This window comes from Acinetobacter kanungonis, from assembly GCF_009939195.1.
Classification (GTDB): domain Bacteria; phylum Pseudomonadota; class Gammaproteobacteria; order Pseudomonadales; family Moraxellaceae; genus Acinetobacter; species Acinetobacter kanungonis.
The window spans coordinates 1-18,114 of record NZ_JAACKC010000013.1; the positions used below are offsets into that span (position 1 = coordinate 1).

Sequence of the window (18,114 nt, forward strand, 5' to 3'; positions counted from 1 at the left end):
CGATTCGGGTTATTATAAAGTTTCAGATATTTACTAATTTTAAGATTTTTAGCAGAAAAATGGACTCATTTCTCAAACTCTAAGATGCTTAATAAAAAGATTTTGAAATAATTTTTAGTAGAACTCCTTTTTGTGAAATTGATGAAATTAAATTTTTTAATTCATATATATAGGAAAAATATATGAAAATAAAAAACAGCCAATCGATAATTTTATTTTACTAATTAGTAAAATAAAAAAATAGAATTCGAACTTAATAATCTAACGAATACGATATATTTAAGATTTATTAATCAATTGTGTCATTGGTATTTTATTTAATGGGGCTTGAATTTATATGCATAATTTGCATGAACTTATACTTTTTTCATTATTATTTAATCGATATATCGTTTAAATTCCTAACGTTTTTCTTACATCAAATAGGATTTGATGTTCTTGGAATTAGCTTAAATTATACTATTCAATAATTTTAGCTAATAATCTATGTTTTATAGGGAAGATTGATATGAATCAAAAAACGAATATTGAAGTTTACTCTAGCTACGATGCGCTCAGGCATATTTTTTTGGTTGAAACTTCCATTGTTTTTTAATCCTATACAAGTAGAAAGCTTTGTTTTATATTTTAAGATTTTGCCGATATCTTTTAATAAATTGGGATGTTCTACAATTAAAAACGCAGACATGTTTCTAATGGTTGGCGTTCTCCATTAGAGGATAAAAATGCTCATTTCAAATGGGATATATATGTCTAGTTTTTTTGGTGGCTATTTTATGGGTATTTAATTTATTAACCATTTTATCAAACTTCTAACTTTATATAAAATTGGTAACTATTTAATTTAAATATGTTATGTAGTATGAGTAATATGAATTTATAAAAAATGTTTGAAAAAATATAAAAATAGTCGTCGGTAAATAATTTTAGTCTGGATATTTTAAGATAAAGAGATTTGCCTTTAAATAGAGATTTACGTATCTCTCCACACAATCTCAACACAATATTGGCAGAAATTTGACACTAGGTTTTAACAATAGCAACCGTCATTAATTTTGTTGTAGTTAGAATGAACAAATACTTTCATCTTAAGCTGTGTGTATTAGGGATGAGTGCAGCCATGCTTATAGGCTGTAAACAAAATGCTGAAGAAATTCAAACTGAACAGCCCCCCGCGGTTGTGAGCGTGTTTACTGCAAAGCATCAACCAATTCATCTTATTGAAAATCTTCCTGCACGCGTAGCAGCCTACCGAATTGCAGAAATTCGTCCACAAGTCGGAGGGATTGTGGAAAAGGTTTTATTTACACAAGGTTCTGATGTCAAAGCAGGGCAGCCTTTATTCAAAATTAATTCCGATATCTTGCAAGCAGATGTGGAGAGTAATCAAGCCACATTAAAACGTGCTCAGGCTGAAGTGATGCGTTTAAAATCGCTTCTTGGTCGTTATGAACAATTATTGTCAAGCCATGCAATTAGCCAGCAAGAATATAACAATACTGAGACAGCCTATCGTCAAGCGATAGCCGATGTTGCTCAACTAAAAGCAGTATTAACCAGACAGAAATTAAACTTAAAATATTCTACGGTTACAGCACCGATTTCTGGTCGTATTGGTCAGATTCTAGTGACGGAAGGTGCATTGGTTGGTCAAGCAGATACAAAGGCGATGGCTGTCATTCAACAAATCAGTCAAGTTTATGTCGATGTAAAACAATCTATTAGTGAATATGAGAAGTTACAAGAATCGTTACAACAAGGAACAGTATCTGATGTGCAACCTCAAGTCGTCATTTTAAATAGTCAGGGTAAGCCTTATCAGGCAAAGGGTAAATTATTATTCTCAGATACCAATGTTGATCCAGATACCGGTGATGTCACGATCCGTATCCTCGTCAATAATAACCAGCAAGAGCTTTTACCGGGTATGTATGTGCGGGTCAATATTAATCGCGCTGTAATTGACAACGCGATTTTGATACCTGAACAAGCAATTCAACATGATATAACTGGCCTGACCAATGTTACCGTCATTAATCCGCAGGGGAAGGCTGTTGTTAAACCTGTAAAGTTAGGGCAGCGTTATCAAAGTAATTATGTAGTAACCAGTGGCTTGAGTGCTGGTGAAAAGGTCGTGGTTGAAGGTGCGGAACGTATACAGCCAGATCAGAAATTAAAAATTAAAATCTGGCAACCATCTGTAGCTACCTCTGAAAAAGGAGCACACTAAGATGTCTCAGTTTTTCATTCGTAGACCAATTTTTGCTTGGGTGATTGCACTATTTATTATTTTATTTGGGGTATTGAGTATTCCTAAATTACCCATTGCCCGCTTTCCCAGTGTAGCACCACCACAAATCAGTATAACTGCAACCTATCCTGGGGCGACGCCTAAAACACTCAATGATAGTGTAGTCACATTGATTGAGCGCGAAATGTCAGGGGTTAAAAACTTACTGTATTACAGTTCAACATCGGATAATTCAGGAAGTGCAACCATCACAGCTACCTTTAAGCCTGGTACAGATGTTGAACTTGCCCAAGTCGATGTGCAAAACAAAATCAAAGCAATTGAATCAAGGCTGCCACAGTCAGTACGACAGCAAGGTTTGATGGTTGATGCAGCATCATCTGGATTTTTGATGATTGTGGGACTCAATTCCCCAGATAATCGTTACTCTGAAGTTGATCTGAGTGATTACATGGCTCGCTTTGTGATTGAGGAGCTTAAACGGGTTAATGGTGTCGGTAAGGTTCAAAATTTTGGTGCGGAAAAGGCCATGCGCATTTGGGTCGACCCTGATCGCTTGGTTGCATATGGACTTAGCATTAAAGATGTCAACACAGCCATTCAAAATCAGAATATTCCAATGTCTCCTGGGAGAATCGGAGATTTGCCTGCGTCAAAAGATCAGCAGATTACCATTCCGTTAACCGCTTTAGGTCAGCTTGAAAATATTGAGCAATTTGAAAATATCAGCCTGAAATCAAATAAAAATGGGGCAAATGTTAAATTATCAGATGTGGCTCGAATTGAAATTGGTGCGCAGTCTTATAATTTTGCCATTCTGGAAAATGGTAAACCTTCTACAGCTATCGCCATTCAAATGAGTCCCGGTGCCAATGCAGTGAAAACCGCACAAGGCGTTCAAGCCAAACTTGATCAGCTCAGTGCCTCTTTACCACAAGGCATGAAATTTTCTATTCCCTACGATACAGCACCCTTTGTAAAAGTATCCATTGAAAAGGTGATTACCACCTTGCTAGAGGCGATGGTGCTGGTATTTATCGTGATGTTTATATTTCTTCACAATATTCGCTATACCTTAATTCCTGCAATTGTGGCGCCAATTGCCTTGCTGGGAACTTTTGCAGTCATGCTGATGGCTGGGTTTTCAATTAACGTGTTAACCATGTTTGGCATGGTACTCGCCATCGGAATTATTGTGGATGACGCGATTGTGGTGATTGAAAACGTGGAAAGGATCATGGCAACAGAACATTTGTCTCCTGTAGAAGCAACCTCAAAAGCCATGACTGAAATTACCAACCCCATTATCGGGATTACCTTAGTCTTGGCTGCGGTATTTTTACCGATGGCCTTAGCATCTGGCTCTGTGGGGATTATTTATCGTCAATTTACCATTACCATGTCGGTTTCTATTTTGTTTTCAGCATTCTTGGCACTGACATTAACGCCTGCCTTATGTGCAACGCTATTAAAACCTATTCATGCCCACCATGAGAAAAAAGGTTTTTTTGGCTGGTTTGATCGAAATTTCGAAAAATTAAATGGTCAATACGAGCGAATACTGTTTCGAGTCACTCGACATATTTTCCCTGCGATGCTGATTTTTGTGGGCATTGTGGCGGTGCTGATCTTCAGTTTTAAAATGGTGCCAACTGCATTTATGCCAGAGGAAGATCAAGGCTGGTTTATGACCTCCATTCAGTTGCCCGCAGATGCCACTCAGCAGCGTACCATGAAGGTGGTTGATGAGTTTCAGCAATTTCTGAATCATGAAAAAGGTATTAAAGACAATATGGCAATTTTAGGATTTGGATTTAGCGGTTCAGGTCAAAATACAGCGATGTTTTTTACCAATCTGACCGATTTTAAAGAGCGAACTATTACTGCACAAGAGGTTGTGAACAATGCCAATATGGCCATGACCGAAAGCTCAGAAGGTCAGACCATGTCTGTTTTACCACCTGCGATTGATGAGTTGGGTACTTCGTCTGGTTTTACTTTGCGTCTGCTTGATAGAGGCAATATTGGTATGGATGCTTTGATCAAAGCGCAAGATCAACTGATTGCACTTGCTACACAAAGTAAAAAACTCACGGGCGTGTATGCCGAAGGTTTACCAGATGGGAGCACGGTACAGCTTAAAATTGATCGTGAGAAATTACAGGCACTTGGTGTCAATTTTAGCGATGTCACGGATATTATTTCGACCTCGATGGGGTCTATGTATATCAATGACTTCCCCAATCAGGATCGTATGCAGCAAGTGATTGTACAACTGGATGCCAAATCTAGAATGAATATTGAGGATATTGTAAAAATTAAGGTGAATAGCCAGAGTGGTAAACTTGTATCAATGTCTGAAGTGATCACACCCGTTTGGCAACACGCTCCACAGCAGTACAACCGCTACAATGGTCGACCATCCTTAAGTATCACAGGGAGTCCCGCAGCAGAATTTTCTTCAGGGCAAGCAATGCTTGAAATGGAACGTCTGATTGCGCAACTGCCTAAAGGTGTCGGTTATGAGTGGACGGGGATTTCTCTGGAAGAAAGGCAATCTGAAGCGCAGACCACATTCTTGCTGATCTTATCGATGCTGGTGGTGTTTTTGGTGTTGGCTGCACTGTATGAAAGCTGGTCAATTCCTTTATCGGTGATGCTGGTAGTTCCTCTTGGCATGGTGGGTGCATTTATCGCGGTGATGATACGAGGCATGCCCAATGACATTTTTTTCAAAGTTGGTTTGATTACCATTATTGGTCTATCTGCAAAAAATGCAATTTTGATTGTTGAATTTGCCAAAACATTGAGACAAGAGGGCATGAGCTTGGTGGAGGCAACCGTTGCCGCAGCAAAACTAAGGTTACGTCCTATTTTAATGACTTCATTAGCATTTACCTGTGGTGTGATTCCCTTGGTGATCGCGACAGGTGCCAGTTCGGAAACCCAAAAAGCCATTGGTACAGGCGTGTTTGGCGGTATGATCAGTGCCACCATTCTGGCAATCTTTTTTGTTCCAGTGTTCTTTATTTTCGTGATGAGCATGGTAGAAAAGTTCTCTCAGCGAAAACATTCTCACGAGTAGCCCAAGTCCATCATGATTATGGGATAAGGTGTGTTCACTTTATCTCATCTGACGATGTTGTGTGATATTTAAATGAGGTTTATGCAATGCAATTAAAGATTGAAACACCAAGATTGGTTTTGCGAGCATTTGAAATTGAAGATGCGGGTGATTTACTGGCTTATCTTTCTCAGCCCAAAGTAAATTGTTTTATCGGCGAACAGATTTTAAATATTGAACAAGCGATTGAAAAAATAAAATCAAGACAGCAGAGTAAAGATTATCTTGCAGTTCAGTTAAAACAAAGCAATCAGGTCATTGGCGAGCTATTTTTTATTCATGAAGAACCGGATACCTACTCCGTAGGGTGGAACTTCAATGCAAATTTTCATGGTCAAGGCTTTGCCTATGAGAGTGCTGATGCATTCTTAGATCATCTTTTCAATCAGCTTAATGCACGAAGAATCTATGCTTATGTCGAGGAGGATAATCATGCCTCACAAAAACTGTGTGAACGTTTAGGCATGCGTAAAGAAGGATGTTTTGTCGAATATATTTCTTTTGTTCAACATGAAGATGGAACGCCAAAATATGAAAATACCCTTCAATACGCCATATTGAAAAAAGAATGGTTAGATAAAAAGTAGGATTTGAGAACTTTATCTAGCACTATGACTTTTTCAAGAGAATCGTAAAACAGCTACCACTAAAATCTGTTGATTTTGTATACGTGATTTGCCCTTGATGCGCTTCAATAATGGCGTAAATCACCGCAAGCCCCAGACCAGTGCCACCTTCCGAGCGTGACCTAGATTCTTCTAAACGGTAAAAGGGTTTAAATAAATGTTCGAGGTGCTGTTCATCAATACCTGGCCCTTGATCTTCAAGCATTAAAATCCAATGGTCTTGGGTTGTTTTGGTGGTAATTGAAAGTATGCCAGCGTCTGCATAACGTGAGGCATTGGAAAATAAGGCAATCAGCACTTGTTCCATACGTCTTGTATCACATAACACTGTTTCATGGGTCAAATTAAAGACCACATGCAAGCCTTTGTGTTGAAAGCGATCCTGAAACATTTGAACGCACTTGAAAATACTGTTCTCAAGGGTTGTTTCATGGAGGTCTAAACGGAATTGTTGATTTTCAACCAAAGTCAGCGTGCGTAAATCTTCAACCAAATAAGATAATCCTTCGACTTGATTGAGCAAGCTTCGATGTAACTGCGGATCTGCTTCAAAAACCCCATCTACAATTCCTTGTAATCGACCCTGTAAAATCGTGATCGGGGTGCGAAGTTCATGTGCAATTGCCGCATTCCAAAAAGTAGAATTTTTGACTGAAACCTCAAGCTGATTGGCCATGGCATTAAAATTCTGGATCAGTGACATGAATTCATGCGGAATGTGTGCTTGTTGCTGTTCAATTCTTAATGAAAGATTCCCTTGCTGGATTTGTTGTACAACATTGGCCAGTGCATTAATCGGCTGGGTATAGCGTTTAGCGTATCTAAAAGCTAAAAAAGTTGAAAGTAAAAAGCCCGTCAACAAAACCAAAAAAGTCCATAGATAATCTACAGAGGTAAAAGAAAAATCTTCAGGGCAAGCATTATTGAGATCGAGTAAACCTTTTTCTGTGGCCCAACCATAAACCAAATAGCCTAAACCAAAGGAGAAGATGGTAATGCCCAGATTCAGTACGCTCATCATGATCAGTAGTTGGGCGCTAATACCAATCGAACTTTTATTCAGTTTAGTTATCATGATTTTGATCTAATCGATAGCCTACACCACGTAAATTGATGAAATATCCTAATGCACCTTTTTGTTCAAGCTTTTTCCGTAAGTTACTAATATGGCTGTCCACGGTACGGTCTAGTGTCGTTTTTTCGGGCATACATTTTTCGATTAATTCACTTCTGGTAAAGACCTTATTTGGACTTTGCAGCATCAGCTTGAGAATATTAAATTCAGTCAGCGTGAGATTCAGCAGCTGCTTTTGATCATGTTGAAGGACATACACCAAATGTTGTTCAAGACTAATTTCAATAGATTTATAGTTCAGATATTTTTTTTGTTCCCGCTGTAAGGTACTCCGACGTAATACCGCCTCAACTCGAGCAATCACTTCATTCGGATTAAAGGGCTTCACCACGAAGTCATCGGCACCCATTTTTAATGCCATGATTTTATTGTCGAAATCATCCATAGCGGTAAGCATGATCACAGGGACATTACTGTACTGTCTTAGAACGGTTAACACTTCCCAACCATTTTTTTTGGGTAGTTTAATATCTAAGATCACAAGATCAATAGCGTGGACTTTTAACAGTTCTAGCGCCTGCTGACCTTGTATAGCACGGATTACATGCATATTTTCTTTTTTTAAATATCTTTCAAGAATATCACCGATATCAAAGTCATCTTCAACCACAAGAATGGTTTTATTGGATAAGTCGCAGGAATGATAGGATGTGTTCAAGAGAATACCAAAGCGTACATAAATTAAGGTTATGGATGTTTTTCAAAGTATAGTGATTTTATAGAAATGTCTAATCGGGTAGCTAATATTTTCATTAGTTTTAATGATTAGTAGCGTAGATGTTATGTTCTTTAATTCAAAGTATAGCCAGAAATTGATGATATTTTATTCTTATGCTTAGGTTCACCTTTCTATAGGAAATAAAAGTATTGTCCTGATCAAGTACGTTCAGATAGAGACAAGACTAGCATAGGTTTTCTATGAGGAAATCTTCAAAACCAACTATAGTATTTTGATTAAATACCCAATTTCAGTAAACTGCATCACCTTATCTGGTATGACCAACCTCTATGGGAGGTGAACATCTTCAACTTTTTCTGTTTACATTCGAGTTGAACATGATGTTTTTTCTCTCCTATATTTTTATCAATGTCTTATTTTAGATTGTGCGTGCATCTAAGCGAGAAATTCAATGGAATTAAAGCAGCTCAAGTATTTAGTGACGATTGTCGAATCTGGAAGCTTTGGAAAGGCTGCACAAAAGCTAGATGTCGGAACCTCGGCATTAAGCCAGCAAATTTCTAAACTTGAAGATGAACTTTGCACACGTTTATTAAGCCGCTCTACCACAGGGGTGGAACCAACGCCTTCAGGTTTAGCTTTTTTCAAACAAGCGCAACTGGTCCTTAGACATACGCAATATGCCATTGAAGCCGCACATTCTTCTCGTTTAACGGGGCATGTCTGTGTAGGATTTTCACCGAGTATTGCTTCGGTACTGGGTGTACCGTTAATGAATTTGATGTCCAAACGTTATCCAGATATTAAGGTGCATTTGGTTGAGAGTTTGTCTGGTAACCTAGCCTCCTTGGTCAATTCGCGCCAACTGGATATTGCTATTATTTTCACTCAAGATGTTGATCCAGGTTGGTCAGTCCAGCCTTTACTGAAAGAACCGATGTTTTTGATGGCACATGAAGATTTACTTCATCAGTATGGCTTTGCAGAAAATATTCAAACCAAGCAAATTGAATTTGAAAAAGTAAATCAGCTGCCTTTGGCTTTACCCAGTCAACGTCATGGCTTACGCAAATTCTTGGAGCAAAAAGTTGAACTGTTAAATGTCGAATTTGAAATAGATGGTTTGCATTTACTCATGAACTGTGTGCGTCAACTCAATATGGCAACTATTCAGCCAGGCAGTGCCTATTTTGAATACCTTAGATCGGATTTGTGCTTCCTTAAAATCATTTCGCCAGAGCTAGATCGAATGAATTATCTCATTAGTATTTCAGAAGATGAGTTATCTCCAGCTAGCCTTGCCACCAAAGTAGCGATTAAGACCTGTATTAAGGAATTGATAACTAAAGATTTATGGCCGAGCGCCGAGCTATTAGACTTTTAGCCTATTTAGTTTTAATAAAGACCTATTTAAGTCCTCCGCATCACGATGACCTCTTGTTTTGAGTTTTAATTGTTCAAAATTCGAGAGGGAGAAATCGAATGCATGATGTAATAGTGATTGGCGGTGGGAATGCCGCACTGTGTGCAGCAATCACTGCGCGCGAGGCAGGGGCATCAGTATTACTCGTCGAAGCAGCTCCAAAAGAATGGCGCGGGGGAAATTCACAGCACACACGCAACTTGCGCTGTATGCACGATGCGCCACAAGATGTATTGGTAGATGCTTATTCTGAAGAAGAATATTGGCAAGACTTACTCAAAGTCACTGCTGGAAAAACCAATGAACATTTGGCGCGTTTGGTAATTCGTACCACAGCGAATTGTCGTGACTGGATGCGTCAACACGGAGTCAATTTTCAACCTCCTTTATCTGGTGCACTCCATGTTGCCCGTACCAATGCTTTTTTCATGGGCGGAGGAAAAGCGCTGGTCAATGCTTATTTTAGAAGTGCCCAAGATCTCGGTGTCGAAATCCGTTACGACACTAAAATTACCGAACTGATTATTGAAGATGGCAAATTTATCGCAGCGGTTGCCGCAGATGGGACCCGCTTTGAAGGTGCATCTTGTGTTCTTGCCGCAGGCGGCTTTGAATCTAATCGTGAATGGTTAAAAGAAGCTTGGGGGCAAAATGAAAATGGTGAATGGCCTGCAGATAACTTCATTATTCGTGGCACGCGTTTTAATCAGGGCAACTTGCTGAAATTCATGATGGATAAAGGTGCCGATATTATTGGTGATCCATCTCAGTCACACTGTGTAGCAGTGGATGCCCGTGCTCCTTTATATGATGGCGGAATTTGTACCCGTATTGACTGCGTGTCTTTGGGTATTGTGGTTAATAAAAAAGCTGAACGTTTTTATGATGAGGGTGAAGATTTCTGGCCAAAACGCTATGCGATATGGGGACGTCTGGTCGCTCAACAGCCAAATCAAATTGCTTATTCAATTATCGATTCAAAATCAGTGGGTAAATTTATGCCGCCTGTTTTTGAAGGGACGCAAGCCAACAGCATTGAAGAACTCGCCCAAAAGTTAAATTTGGATGTTGCGACCTTATCCAAAACGGTAAGGGACTATAACCATGCTTGTGTTGAAGGTGAGTTTAACCACACAGTGCTAGACAATTGTCATACCGAAAATTTAAGCCCGGCAAAAACGCATTGGGCAGTTCCACTCGATCAGCCTCCGTATTATGCCTATGCCTTAAGACCAGGAATTACCTTCACCTATTTAGGTCTGAAAGTTGAAGATGATGCCGCGGTACGTTTTAACGATATCGCAAGCCCAAATTTGTATGTGGCAGGTGAAATGATGGCGGGCAATGTGCTGGGTCAGGGTTATACCGCGGGTGTGGGAATGTCGATTGGAACCACCTTTGGGCGTATTGCAGGTAAGAATGCTGCATCCGCTGCATTTAAGCAGGGAGCTTAAAATGAACTCCAATGTAAAAAACTTAATTCCTGTGGTGCAACTTACTGAGAATGAACAGCAAGTGAAGCAGGCTTTACAGATTTGTAATGCATGCCGTTACTGCGAAACTTTCTGTGCTGTGTTCCCAGCCATGACTAAGCGTTTGGAATTCACACAAGCGGACATCCACTATATGGCTAACTTGTGCCATAACTGTGGCGCATGTTTACATGCCTGCCAATATGCTCCGCCACATGAATTTGGTGTGAATATTCCTCAAGCCATGGCTCAAGTGCGCTTGGAAACCTATCAAGAGTTTGCAGTACCCGCTTCTTTTGGTGCCATTTACAAAAAGACAGGCATTGCCTTGGTGTCAGGGATGTCATTCAGCTTCTTCTTGTTGATGTTGGCAGGGGTTTGGATGAACGGCACAGACTTATTCGGTCAATATCAAGGTGACTTTTACGCGATTTTCCCGCATAACTTTTTAGCAGTTTTATTCGGTTCTGTCTTTATCACCGCCTTTTTACTACTAGGTTTGGGAGTAGCCAAGTTTTGGAAGCAAACTTCTGAAATTATTCCAGAGGGTGTGGCACAACCAGACATTCTACAAGCGTCTAAAAATGTCTTGACCCTGAAATACCTCGATGGAGGACATGGTAAAGGTTGTAATGAAGAAGATGATCGTTATACCCAGATCCGCCGTGTATTTCATCATTTCACTATGTATGGATTCTTATTGTGCTTCTTGGCAACGAGTGTCGCGACTTTCTATCACTATTTTTTAGCTCTAGAAGCGCCATATGCATATACCAGCTTGCCTGTCATTTTAGGCACATTGGGCGGGATTGGTTTGGTCGTTGGTCCAATCGGACTGCTCTATCTCAATATCAAACGCCATCCATTACATGGTGATGCTAAACAAAAGCCAATGGATCGCGGTTTTATCTTCTTATTGTTATTGATCAGTATGACTGGACTAGCACTACTGGCATTCCGTGACAGTTCTGCAATGGCGCTATTACTGATCATACATTTGGCGACCGTTATGACTTTCTTCTTAACCATTCCATTTGGCAAGTTTGCACATGGTTTTTACCGTAGCGCAGCTTTACTGAAGTTTGCTGTAGAAGAGCGTATTGCAAAACATAAGGTTAAAACTAAGTAAGCCTTAACCATGATTGTGCCAAGGAGGTCGATCATGGTGATGGTTCAGAATCAAAAGATTAATAGAGTAAACACGTTATAAGGATGTATTAACATGAAAAATTTAAAATTACTCGCATTAGCATGCATCGGCGTGACAATGGTTGGATGTGGTTCCGGAAATGCTTCTAAAGCGGCGGGTGAGCCTAAACGTCCAGAGTGTATTGCCCCAGCCAAGCCAGGCGGTGGTTTTGACATGACTTGTAAACTGATTCAGTCTGGCTTTAAAAAAACAGAACAGCTTGAAGCACCGATTCGTGTCACGTATATGCCAGGCGGTGTAGGTGCTGTTGCCTATAACAAGATTGTCAATAATGATCCTGCGAACAATGATGCCGTGGTTGCATTTTCGACGGGTTCACTTTTGAACTTGGCGCAAGGAAAATTTGGAAACTTCTCTGAAAAAGATGTGAAATGGCTGTCTGGGGTAGCCGTAGATTATGGTTTGGTTTCAGTACATAAAGACTCACCACTGAAAAATCTTGATGACCTAATGAAAGCCTTACGAGAAAATCCGAAAGCGATTAGCTTTGGTGGTGCAGGAAGTGTCGGTGGTCAAGACTGGATGCAAACTGCAATGTTGGCAAAAAAAGCAGGCATTAGTCCTGCCGACTTGAGATTTGTTGCACTTGAAGGTGGTGGTGAAGTCCTAACTTCATTATTGGGGCAACATATTCAAGTAGGTGTCGGCAATGTCAGTGAAGTAGGTTCACACCTAGAATCTGGCGATATTCGTGTTTTGGCAGTGTTTGCAGACAAACGCTTAGACGGGAAATTTTCACAGCTACGTACTGCCAAAGAGCAGGGCTATGACATTGAATGGCCAGTAATCCGTGGGTTCTATATGGGACCAAAGGTCAGTGATGAAGCCTATGGCTGGTGGAAAAATGCTTTCGATAAAATGATGGCTGACCAAAAATATGAAGCAATACGTAACAACCAAGATCTTCTCCCATTTCAGATGACAGGTGAAGAAATTACTGCCTATGTTTATAAGCAGACTGAAGAAATGCGTCAATTGTCGCAAGAATATAAATTATCAAAATAGCACATAGACTGAGTTGAGAAACAATTTCTCAGCTCAGTTTTTGTTTTGAGGATAGATGATGAAATCTGAACGGATTCTTACCGCCATTATTGCAGTGTGTGGATTATTTTTGCTGATCTATGCAAGCAATTTTGAAGCGCCAATTTCCTACGATCCAGTGGGACCTAAAGCTTTTCCTATTTTATTAATGGGCTTAATTACAGCTAGTGCCGTGTATCTCACTGTGAGACCAGCCATTATGTTTGAACCTGTTGAGTTAGGCTGGACGAAGCATCTACTTGGTAAGTTAGTGTTGTGTACGGTCGCTTTAACCCTGTACGCATTAGTTTTTGAATGGCTGGGCTTTATTGTTGCAACGCTGTTGATGACGGTAGCATTGGGCAAACTTTTCCATGGCAAGACCGTACCAGTTTTGGTTACAGGTTTGGTACTCAGCGTTAGTACCTATTATATGTTTGACCGTTTCTTGGATGTGCCATTACCACTTGGATATTTTGGTTAAGGATGACCCGATATGGACGTATTAAGTTTTTTAATGACAGGTTTCGAGGTTGCCTTACAACCGCAAAATCTCCTAATTGCCTTTATTGGTGCCTTTATTGGAACAATTGTAGGCTTATTGCCAGGTTTAGGTCCTATTAATGGCGTGGCAATTTTATTGCCGTTTGCTTATGCCTTAGGTTTACCTGTTGATAGTGCCTTGATTTTATTGGCAGCAGTTTATTTAGGCTGTGAATATGGTGGACGTATTTCAGCGATTCTCTTAAACGTACCTGGAGATGCTGGGGCCATTATGACCACCTTAGATGGTTATCCATTGGCACAGCAAGGAAAGGCAGGTATTGCCTTGTCGTTGTCTTCGGTCAGTTCCTTCATTGGCAGTACGATCGCTTTTATTGGTATTGTGTTGTTTGCTCCAATCTTGGCTAAATGGGCGATCGCGTTTGGTCCAGCCGAATATTTTGCCTTAATGGTATTTGCAATTGTCTGTTTAACGGGTTTGGTCAGTACGCAACCATTTAAAACATTAATCATGGCATTAATCGGCTTGGCTCTTTCTACTGTGGGGATGGATGCAATTACTGGTGTTTATCGCTTTACCTTTAACAGTGTAGGCTTAAGTGACGGTATTGCATTTACGACTTTGGTGATCGGATTATTCAGTGTCAGTGAAATCTTATTACTGCTTGAACGTACCACGATTGGTAAAGTCGCAATGGAGCAAGGAAAACGTTCACTATTCAACGTAAAAGAATTTCTCAGTTCATTGGCTACCATTATCCGTGGTGCATTGATTGGTTTCTTCTCGGGAATTTTACCTGGTGCAGGTGCTACCGTTGCAAGTGCGATGGCTTATACCACTGAACGCAAGATGGCAAGTGACAATAGCAAGTTTGGTAAAGGTGATCTGCGTGGTCTTGCAGCTCCCGAAAGTGCCAATAACGCAGCAGCTTGTGGCTCATTTGTACCGATGTTGACTTTGGGTGTACCAGGTTCAGGTACAACTGCGGTAATGATGGGGGCATTGCTTATGTACAACATTACTCCAGGCCCACAATTATTTACAGAGCAGCCAGTATTGGTTTGGTCACTAATTGCATCTTTGATGGTCGGTAATATCATTCTGTTGGTATTGAACTTGCCATTGGTGGGTTTCTTTGCCCGCATGTTGAGTATTCCTAATTATATTCTGATTCCAATTATTGCCAGTGTCAGCTTTGTTGGGGTGTATGCCATTCACACCAATATCTTTGACTTGCTGCTCTGCATGGGCTTGGGGGTATTTGGATATATCCTGAGAAAATTTGATTTCCCATTGGCACCGTTAATTCTTGGCTTCGTACTCGGTGAATTAATGGAGTCGAATCTGCGACGTGCATTGTCTATTTCTCAAGGTGAACTCAACATTTTGTGGAGCAGTAACATCAGTATGGGTCTTTGGATCATGTCGGCCTTGTTATTGATTTTACCAGTGGTACGTAAGTACCTGTTCATCAAAAAACAACAAGCTTAACGGGATGGCAATAAAGGTCAGCAGCTGTTGACTATTATTGCCAAAAATTATGAAAACAATCAGCTCAAATATCAAAGGCTTGGCTCTCGCTCTATTGGGAGCCGTATTGGCCAATTATGTGCATATTCCTTTGCCATGGTTGCTGGGTCCATTGTTGACGGCCTTGCTACTGGGGAGCGTTGGGCATCCACTCAACTGTGATCCTCGCTGGCGACGTGTAGGGCAGATCATTATTGGTATGGCCTTAGGTCTATACTTTACACCTGCTCTGGTACAAGCCATCGCTGCTTATTGGGGCTTTATTCTGATTGGGATGGTCTGGTCACTCTTACTGGGAGCTATGCTGGCGGGTCTGCAATATCGAATTAATGCCTTAGATTGGGCTACCGCATGGTTTTCTTCTGCCATTGGCAGTGCTAGTGAGATGGTGAATATTGCAGAACGTCATCAGGCACAAGTCGATAAAGTGGTTGCTGCACATAGTTTGAGAATTGTGATTCTGGTGGTGTTAGTTCCAGTTTTTATGCAACTTTATTTTCAAGTTGAATGGTCTGGTTTGCATATACAAGATACGGAAAGATTTGGTTTTCTTCAGGTCTTTCTGCTTTTTTGTCTAGCATTTTTTGTTGGTAGGGTTTTTCAATTTTTTAATCTTTTGAATGCCTGGATTTTGGGTCCACTAGCCATTATTGGCTTGATGTCATTCTACGGAATGCTTCAAATGAGATTACCAGAATGGTTTATTGCTTTTGGTCAAGTCTGTATTGGTTGGTCATTGGGTAGCAAATTTCCATTTAGTTTTTTAAAGAATAATAAAAAATTTATTGTGATGACATTGGTATTCAATCTAATGGCTTTAGGGTTCTCAATTAGTTTTGCTTTATTGCTGGTCAATTTAAGCCATACGCAAAAACAGCATTTGATTTTAGGGCTTTCACCAGGAGGAATTGCAGAAATGTCACTCATGGCGAAAGCTTTGGGGCTTGCGGTACCCATTGTTGTGGCTTTTCAACTTTCCAGATTAATTTTTGTCATTCTGACTACTCATTTCTTTTATCAACGCAGTCTTCAACTGTTTTTTAAATCTGAAAAATAAGACGTTCTAAGCAGCTGCACAGGCTCATTTAGGGGGAACTATACCTACAGTTTTTGTAAATGGATGAACAACATAGTTTTTTAAATAAAATACATGGAATGCAAAATGAAATTTAATACACCTAGGATTGCACTCATTGCGAGTTTGACCACGATCACTACATTTACCCATGCAAATCAGAGCAGTGAAATCGAACAATTGCGTGCTGAAGTGAATGAGCTTCGACAAATGCTTCAGGCTCAGCAAGTGAAATCGGCTACTAATCCGAATATCACACCAACAGCAGAAACCACTGTAGGTAAACCCGCTGAAAAAAATATCCAAGCTATATCAAAGTGGCAAACCAAATCTGGTGCTAATGTGAATTTGTATGGATTTGTTCGTGCTGATGTTGCATACCAGATTGAAGGTGCGAAAGGCATGTTTAACCGGATTAATACTGTGGTGCTAGAAGGGGATCCGAGTAAAAAAGCCACTGAAGATCGCTTGGATTCGACAGTGAATGCTACACGTATTGGTTTAGATTTTTCCACTCCTTTAGCTGACCAAACATTAAAAGGCAAAATTGAAATCGATTTTCGTGGTGGAGAGAACAAGGATACAGCACGCTTACGACATGTTTATTTGAATTATGATCGTTGGTTGATTGGTCAAACGACATCTAATTTTCTTTCAACAGAAACAGCGCCAGAAATGCTCGATTCAAATACTGCTTTAGGTGGTGGTACAACACGTAATCCAATGGTGCGATACTCGCAATCTATCAGTCCGCTCACCATGTATTTCTTAAGCTTAGAAAAAGGCAATGATGAGAACCGTTTGCCTTTACTCGCAGGTAAAGTTAAACATGAATTTGCCACTGGTAAAGGAGTAATGACTGCACGCGGTCTGCTGCAAGAAGTACGCTTACGTAGTGAAAATGATGAAACAGAATTGGGTTTGGGAGCAGCACTCGGGCTTCGTTATAAAATCACGCCATCCTTATTATTCAATACGAACTATTCGCATGTTTCTGGAGACAATAAATTACTTTTGGCAAGTTCAGATAACCGTCGTTATATCCAAAATGGTGATGACATCGAATTAATTGATTTTGATGCCTTTCAAATGGGTCTTACTTATCAATTTAATCAAAAGCTGAGAAGTACTATCGGCTATGGTGCATTGATCTATGCTGATAAAGACCGTATTACGAAAGATGCCAATGAGAAGTTACAACAGGGCTGGGTGAATATGATGTTCAAACCCAATAAACCTTTAACTTTTGGGGTGGAGTATGTTTATGGTGAGCGTAATACCGTGAATGATCGAATTGGTAAAGATAATCGTATAGAAATGATGGCGAAATATGAATTCTAGAACAGGATTGATACTTTGCGGATATTCACTTTTCTGATTGTCTGCATCGTAAGTTTAATTAAGCCATCGGCTCAAGAAATGCTATTCATCTGGTATTGCTTGAGCTTTTCTATTTTACGTCTGGAGCGTAAAGGAATTTAGCAGCAAATAGTCACCTAATACCAATAGAAGATTATTAGAAGAATAACAGGTAAATTCATAGCCCTCTGGCATCAATCCCTAATGCACCATTTAATGACTGACAAGCAAATTCAGATTGAAAGTTCTTTTTCCATTTTCAAAAGCTAGGATAAGAAAATACCTTTGAATACAATTCTTGCCCTTTAATAAATAGAAAACTCTTTCTATTAAATTCAATTTTTATGAAAATCCCTAATGAGAGCAGTCTATTGTCTGAAATTTTAAGGAGGCTATTCAAGATCGGTTGGTCATTCAATAACGATACATTCTTAAATATTCGGGTAAACACTTAGTTTCAGTTCATAAGAATACATAACAATGTAGCTGCAATGAGCAGAAAACACTTGTTATTGGGAGAGTTTATAACTGAATCATTCACACAATAAAATCTTGATCAAGTGATCTCGGATAAGCAGAACAAGTGAAAACAGGGGACTGTAGGAAATGGGAACAGGGTTAGGGTTGTATTGCCGAGAATATATAGAAGTTTTTGGGACTAATTTTGAATTTATGATTTAGTATTAGAGTGAATAAATAACG

General features: G+C 39.8%; 13 protein-coding genes and 1 pseudogene. 11 read left to right on the forward strand and 3 right to left on the reverse strand.

The window, feature by feature from the left end; all coding sequences use genetic code 11:
• Positions 1-484 precede the first annotated feature (484 nt).
• Positions 485-688, reverse strand: coding sequence for a hypothetical protein (locus GWK51_RS16530; protein WP_216071799.1), 204 nt, complete (start codon positions 686-688; stop codon positions 485-487).
• Positions 689-1,069: 381 nt separating this feature from the next.
• Here GWK51_RS16530 and GWK51_RS16150 point away from each other — a divergent pair, with 381 nt between their 5' ends.
• From GWK51_RS16150 to GWK51_RS16160, 3 genes are all read left to right on the forward strand, one after another.
• Positions 1,070-2,230, forward strand: coding sequence for an efflux RND transporter periplasmic adaptor subunit (locus tag GWK51_RS16150; RefSeq protein ID WP_171519194.1), 1,161 nt, complete (start codon positions 1,070-1,072; stop codon positions 2,228-2,230).
• Position 2,231: 1 nt separating this feature from the next.
• On the forward strand, positions 2,232-5,336 hold the full coding sequence (locus GWK51_RS16155) for an efflux RND transporter permease subunit (protein WP_161934476.1): 3,105 nt from the start codon (positions 2,232-2,234) through the stop codon (positions 5,334-5,336).
• 86 nt (positions 5,337-5,422) lie between these two features.
• Positions 5,423-5,962: a GNAT family N-acetyltransferase gene (locus tag GWK51_RS16160; RefSeq protein ID WP_161934477.1), complete on the forward strand. Its 540-nt coding sequence runs from the start codon at positions 5,423-5,425 to the stop codon at positions 5,960-5,962.
• Between the two features lie 22 nt (positions 5,963-5,984).
• Here GWK51_RS16160 and adeS read toward each other — a convergent pair whose 3' ends face one another.
• Positions 5,985-7,076: a two-component sensor histidine kinase AdeS gene (adeS, locus tag GWK51_RS16165; protein ID WP_161934478.1), complete on the reverse strand. Its 1,092-nt coding sequence runs from the start codon at positions 7,074-7,076 to the stop codon at positions 5,985-5,987.
• Positions 7,066-7,794, reverse strand: a complete 729-nt coding sequence (adeR, locus tag GWK51_RS16170; RefSeq protein WP_216071800.1) for an efflux system response regulator transcription factor AdeR — start codon at positions 7,792-7,794, stop codon at positions 7,066-7,068. Before adeR ends, adeS begins: the two co-directional genes overlap by 11 nt.
• A gap of 472 nt (positions 7,795-8,266) precedes the next feature.
• Here adeR and GWK51_RS16175 point away from each other — a divergent pair, with 472 nt between their 5' ends.
• The 8 genes and pseudogenes from GWK51_RS16175 to GWK51_RS16210 all read left to right on the forward strand — a co-directional run bounded on the left by GWK51_RS16175 (position 8,267) and on the right by GWK51_RS16210 (position 17,394).
• Positions 8,267-9,199 (forward strand): LysR family transcriptional regulator, encoded by a 933-nt coding sequence (locus GWK51_RS16175; RefSeq protein ID WP_161934479.1) that lies wholly within the window; start codon positions 8,267-8,269, stop codon positions 9,197-9,199.
• A gap of 98 nt (positions 9,200-9,297) precedes the next feature.
• Positions 9,298-10,692 (forward strand): FAD-dependent tricarballylate dehydrogenase TcuA, encoded by a 1,395-nt coding sequence (gene tcuA / locus GWK51_RS16180; protein WP_161934480.1) that lies wholly within the window; start codon positions 9,298-9,300, stop codon positions 10,690-10,692.
• Between the two features lies 1 nt (position 10,693).
• Complete coding sequence (gene tcuB, locus GWK51_RS16185; protein ID WP_161934481.1) at positions 10,694-11,839, forward strand: tricarballylate utilization 4Fe-4S protein TcuB; 1,146 nt, start codon at positions 10,694-10,696, stop codon at positions 11,837-11,839.
• Positions 11,840-11,872: 33 nt separating this feature from the next.
• Positions 11,873-12,925: pseudogene (locus GWK51_RS16190) on the forward strand (Bug family tripartite tricarboxylate transporter substrate binding protein).
• Between the two features lie 55 nt (positions 12,926-12,980).
• A complete protein-coding gene (locus GWK51_RS16195) occupies positions 12,981-13,427 on the forward strand; it encodes a tripartite tricarboxylate transporter TctB family protein (protein ID WP_161934483.1) in 447 nt (148 codons plus the stop codon).
• A gap of 12 nt (positions 13,428-13,439) precedes the next feature.
• Positions 13,440-14,939: a tripartite tricarboxylate transporter permease gene (locus GWK51_RS16200; protein WP_161934484.1), complete on the forward strand. Its 1,500-nt coding sequence runs from the start codon at positions 13,440-13,442 to the stop codon at positions 14,937-14,939.
• A 49-nt stretch (positions 14,940-14,988) separates the two neighbouring features.
• Entirely contained in the window at positions 14,989-16,035 is a 1,047-nt protein-coding gene (locus GWK51_RS16205) for an AbrB family transcriptional regulator (RefSeq protein ID WP_161934485.1), read from the forward strand.
• A gap of 105 nt (positions 16,036-16,140) precedes the next feature.
• Positions 16,141-17,394, forward strand: coding sequence for a DcaP family trimeric outer membrane transporter (locus tag GWK51_RS16210; RefSeq protein ID WP_161934486.1), 1,254 nt, complete (start codon positions 16,141-16,143; stop codon positions 17,392-17,394).
• Positions 17,395-18,114: the final 720 nt, after the last annotated feature.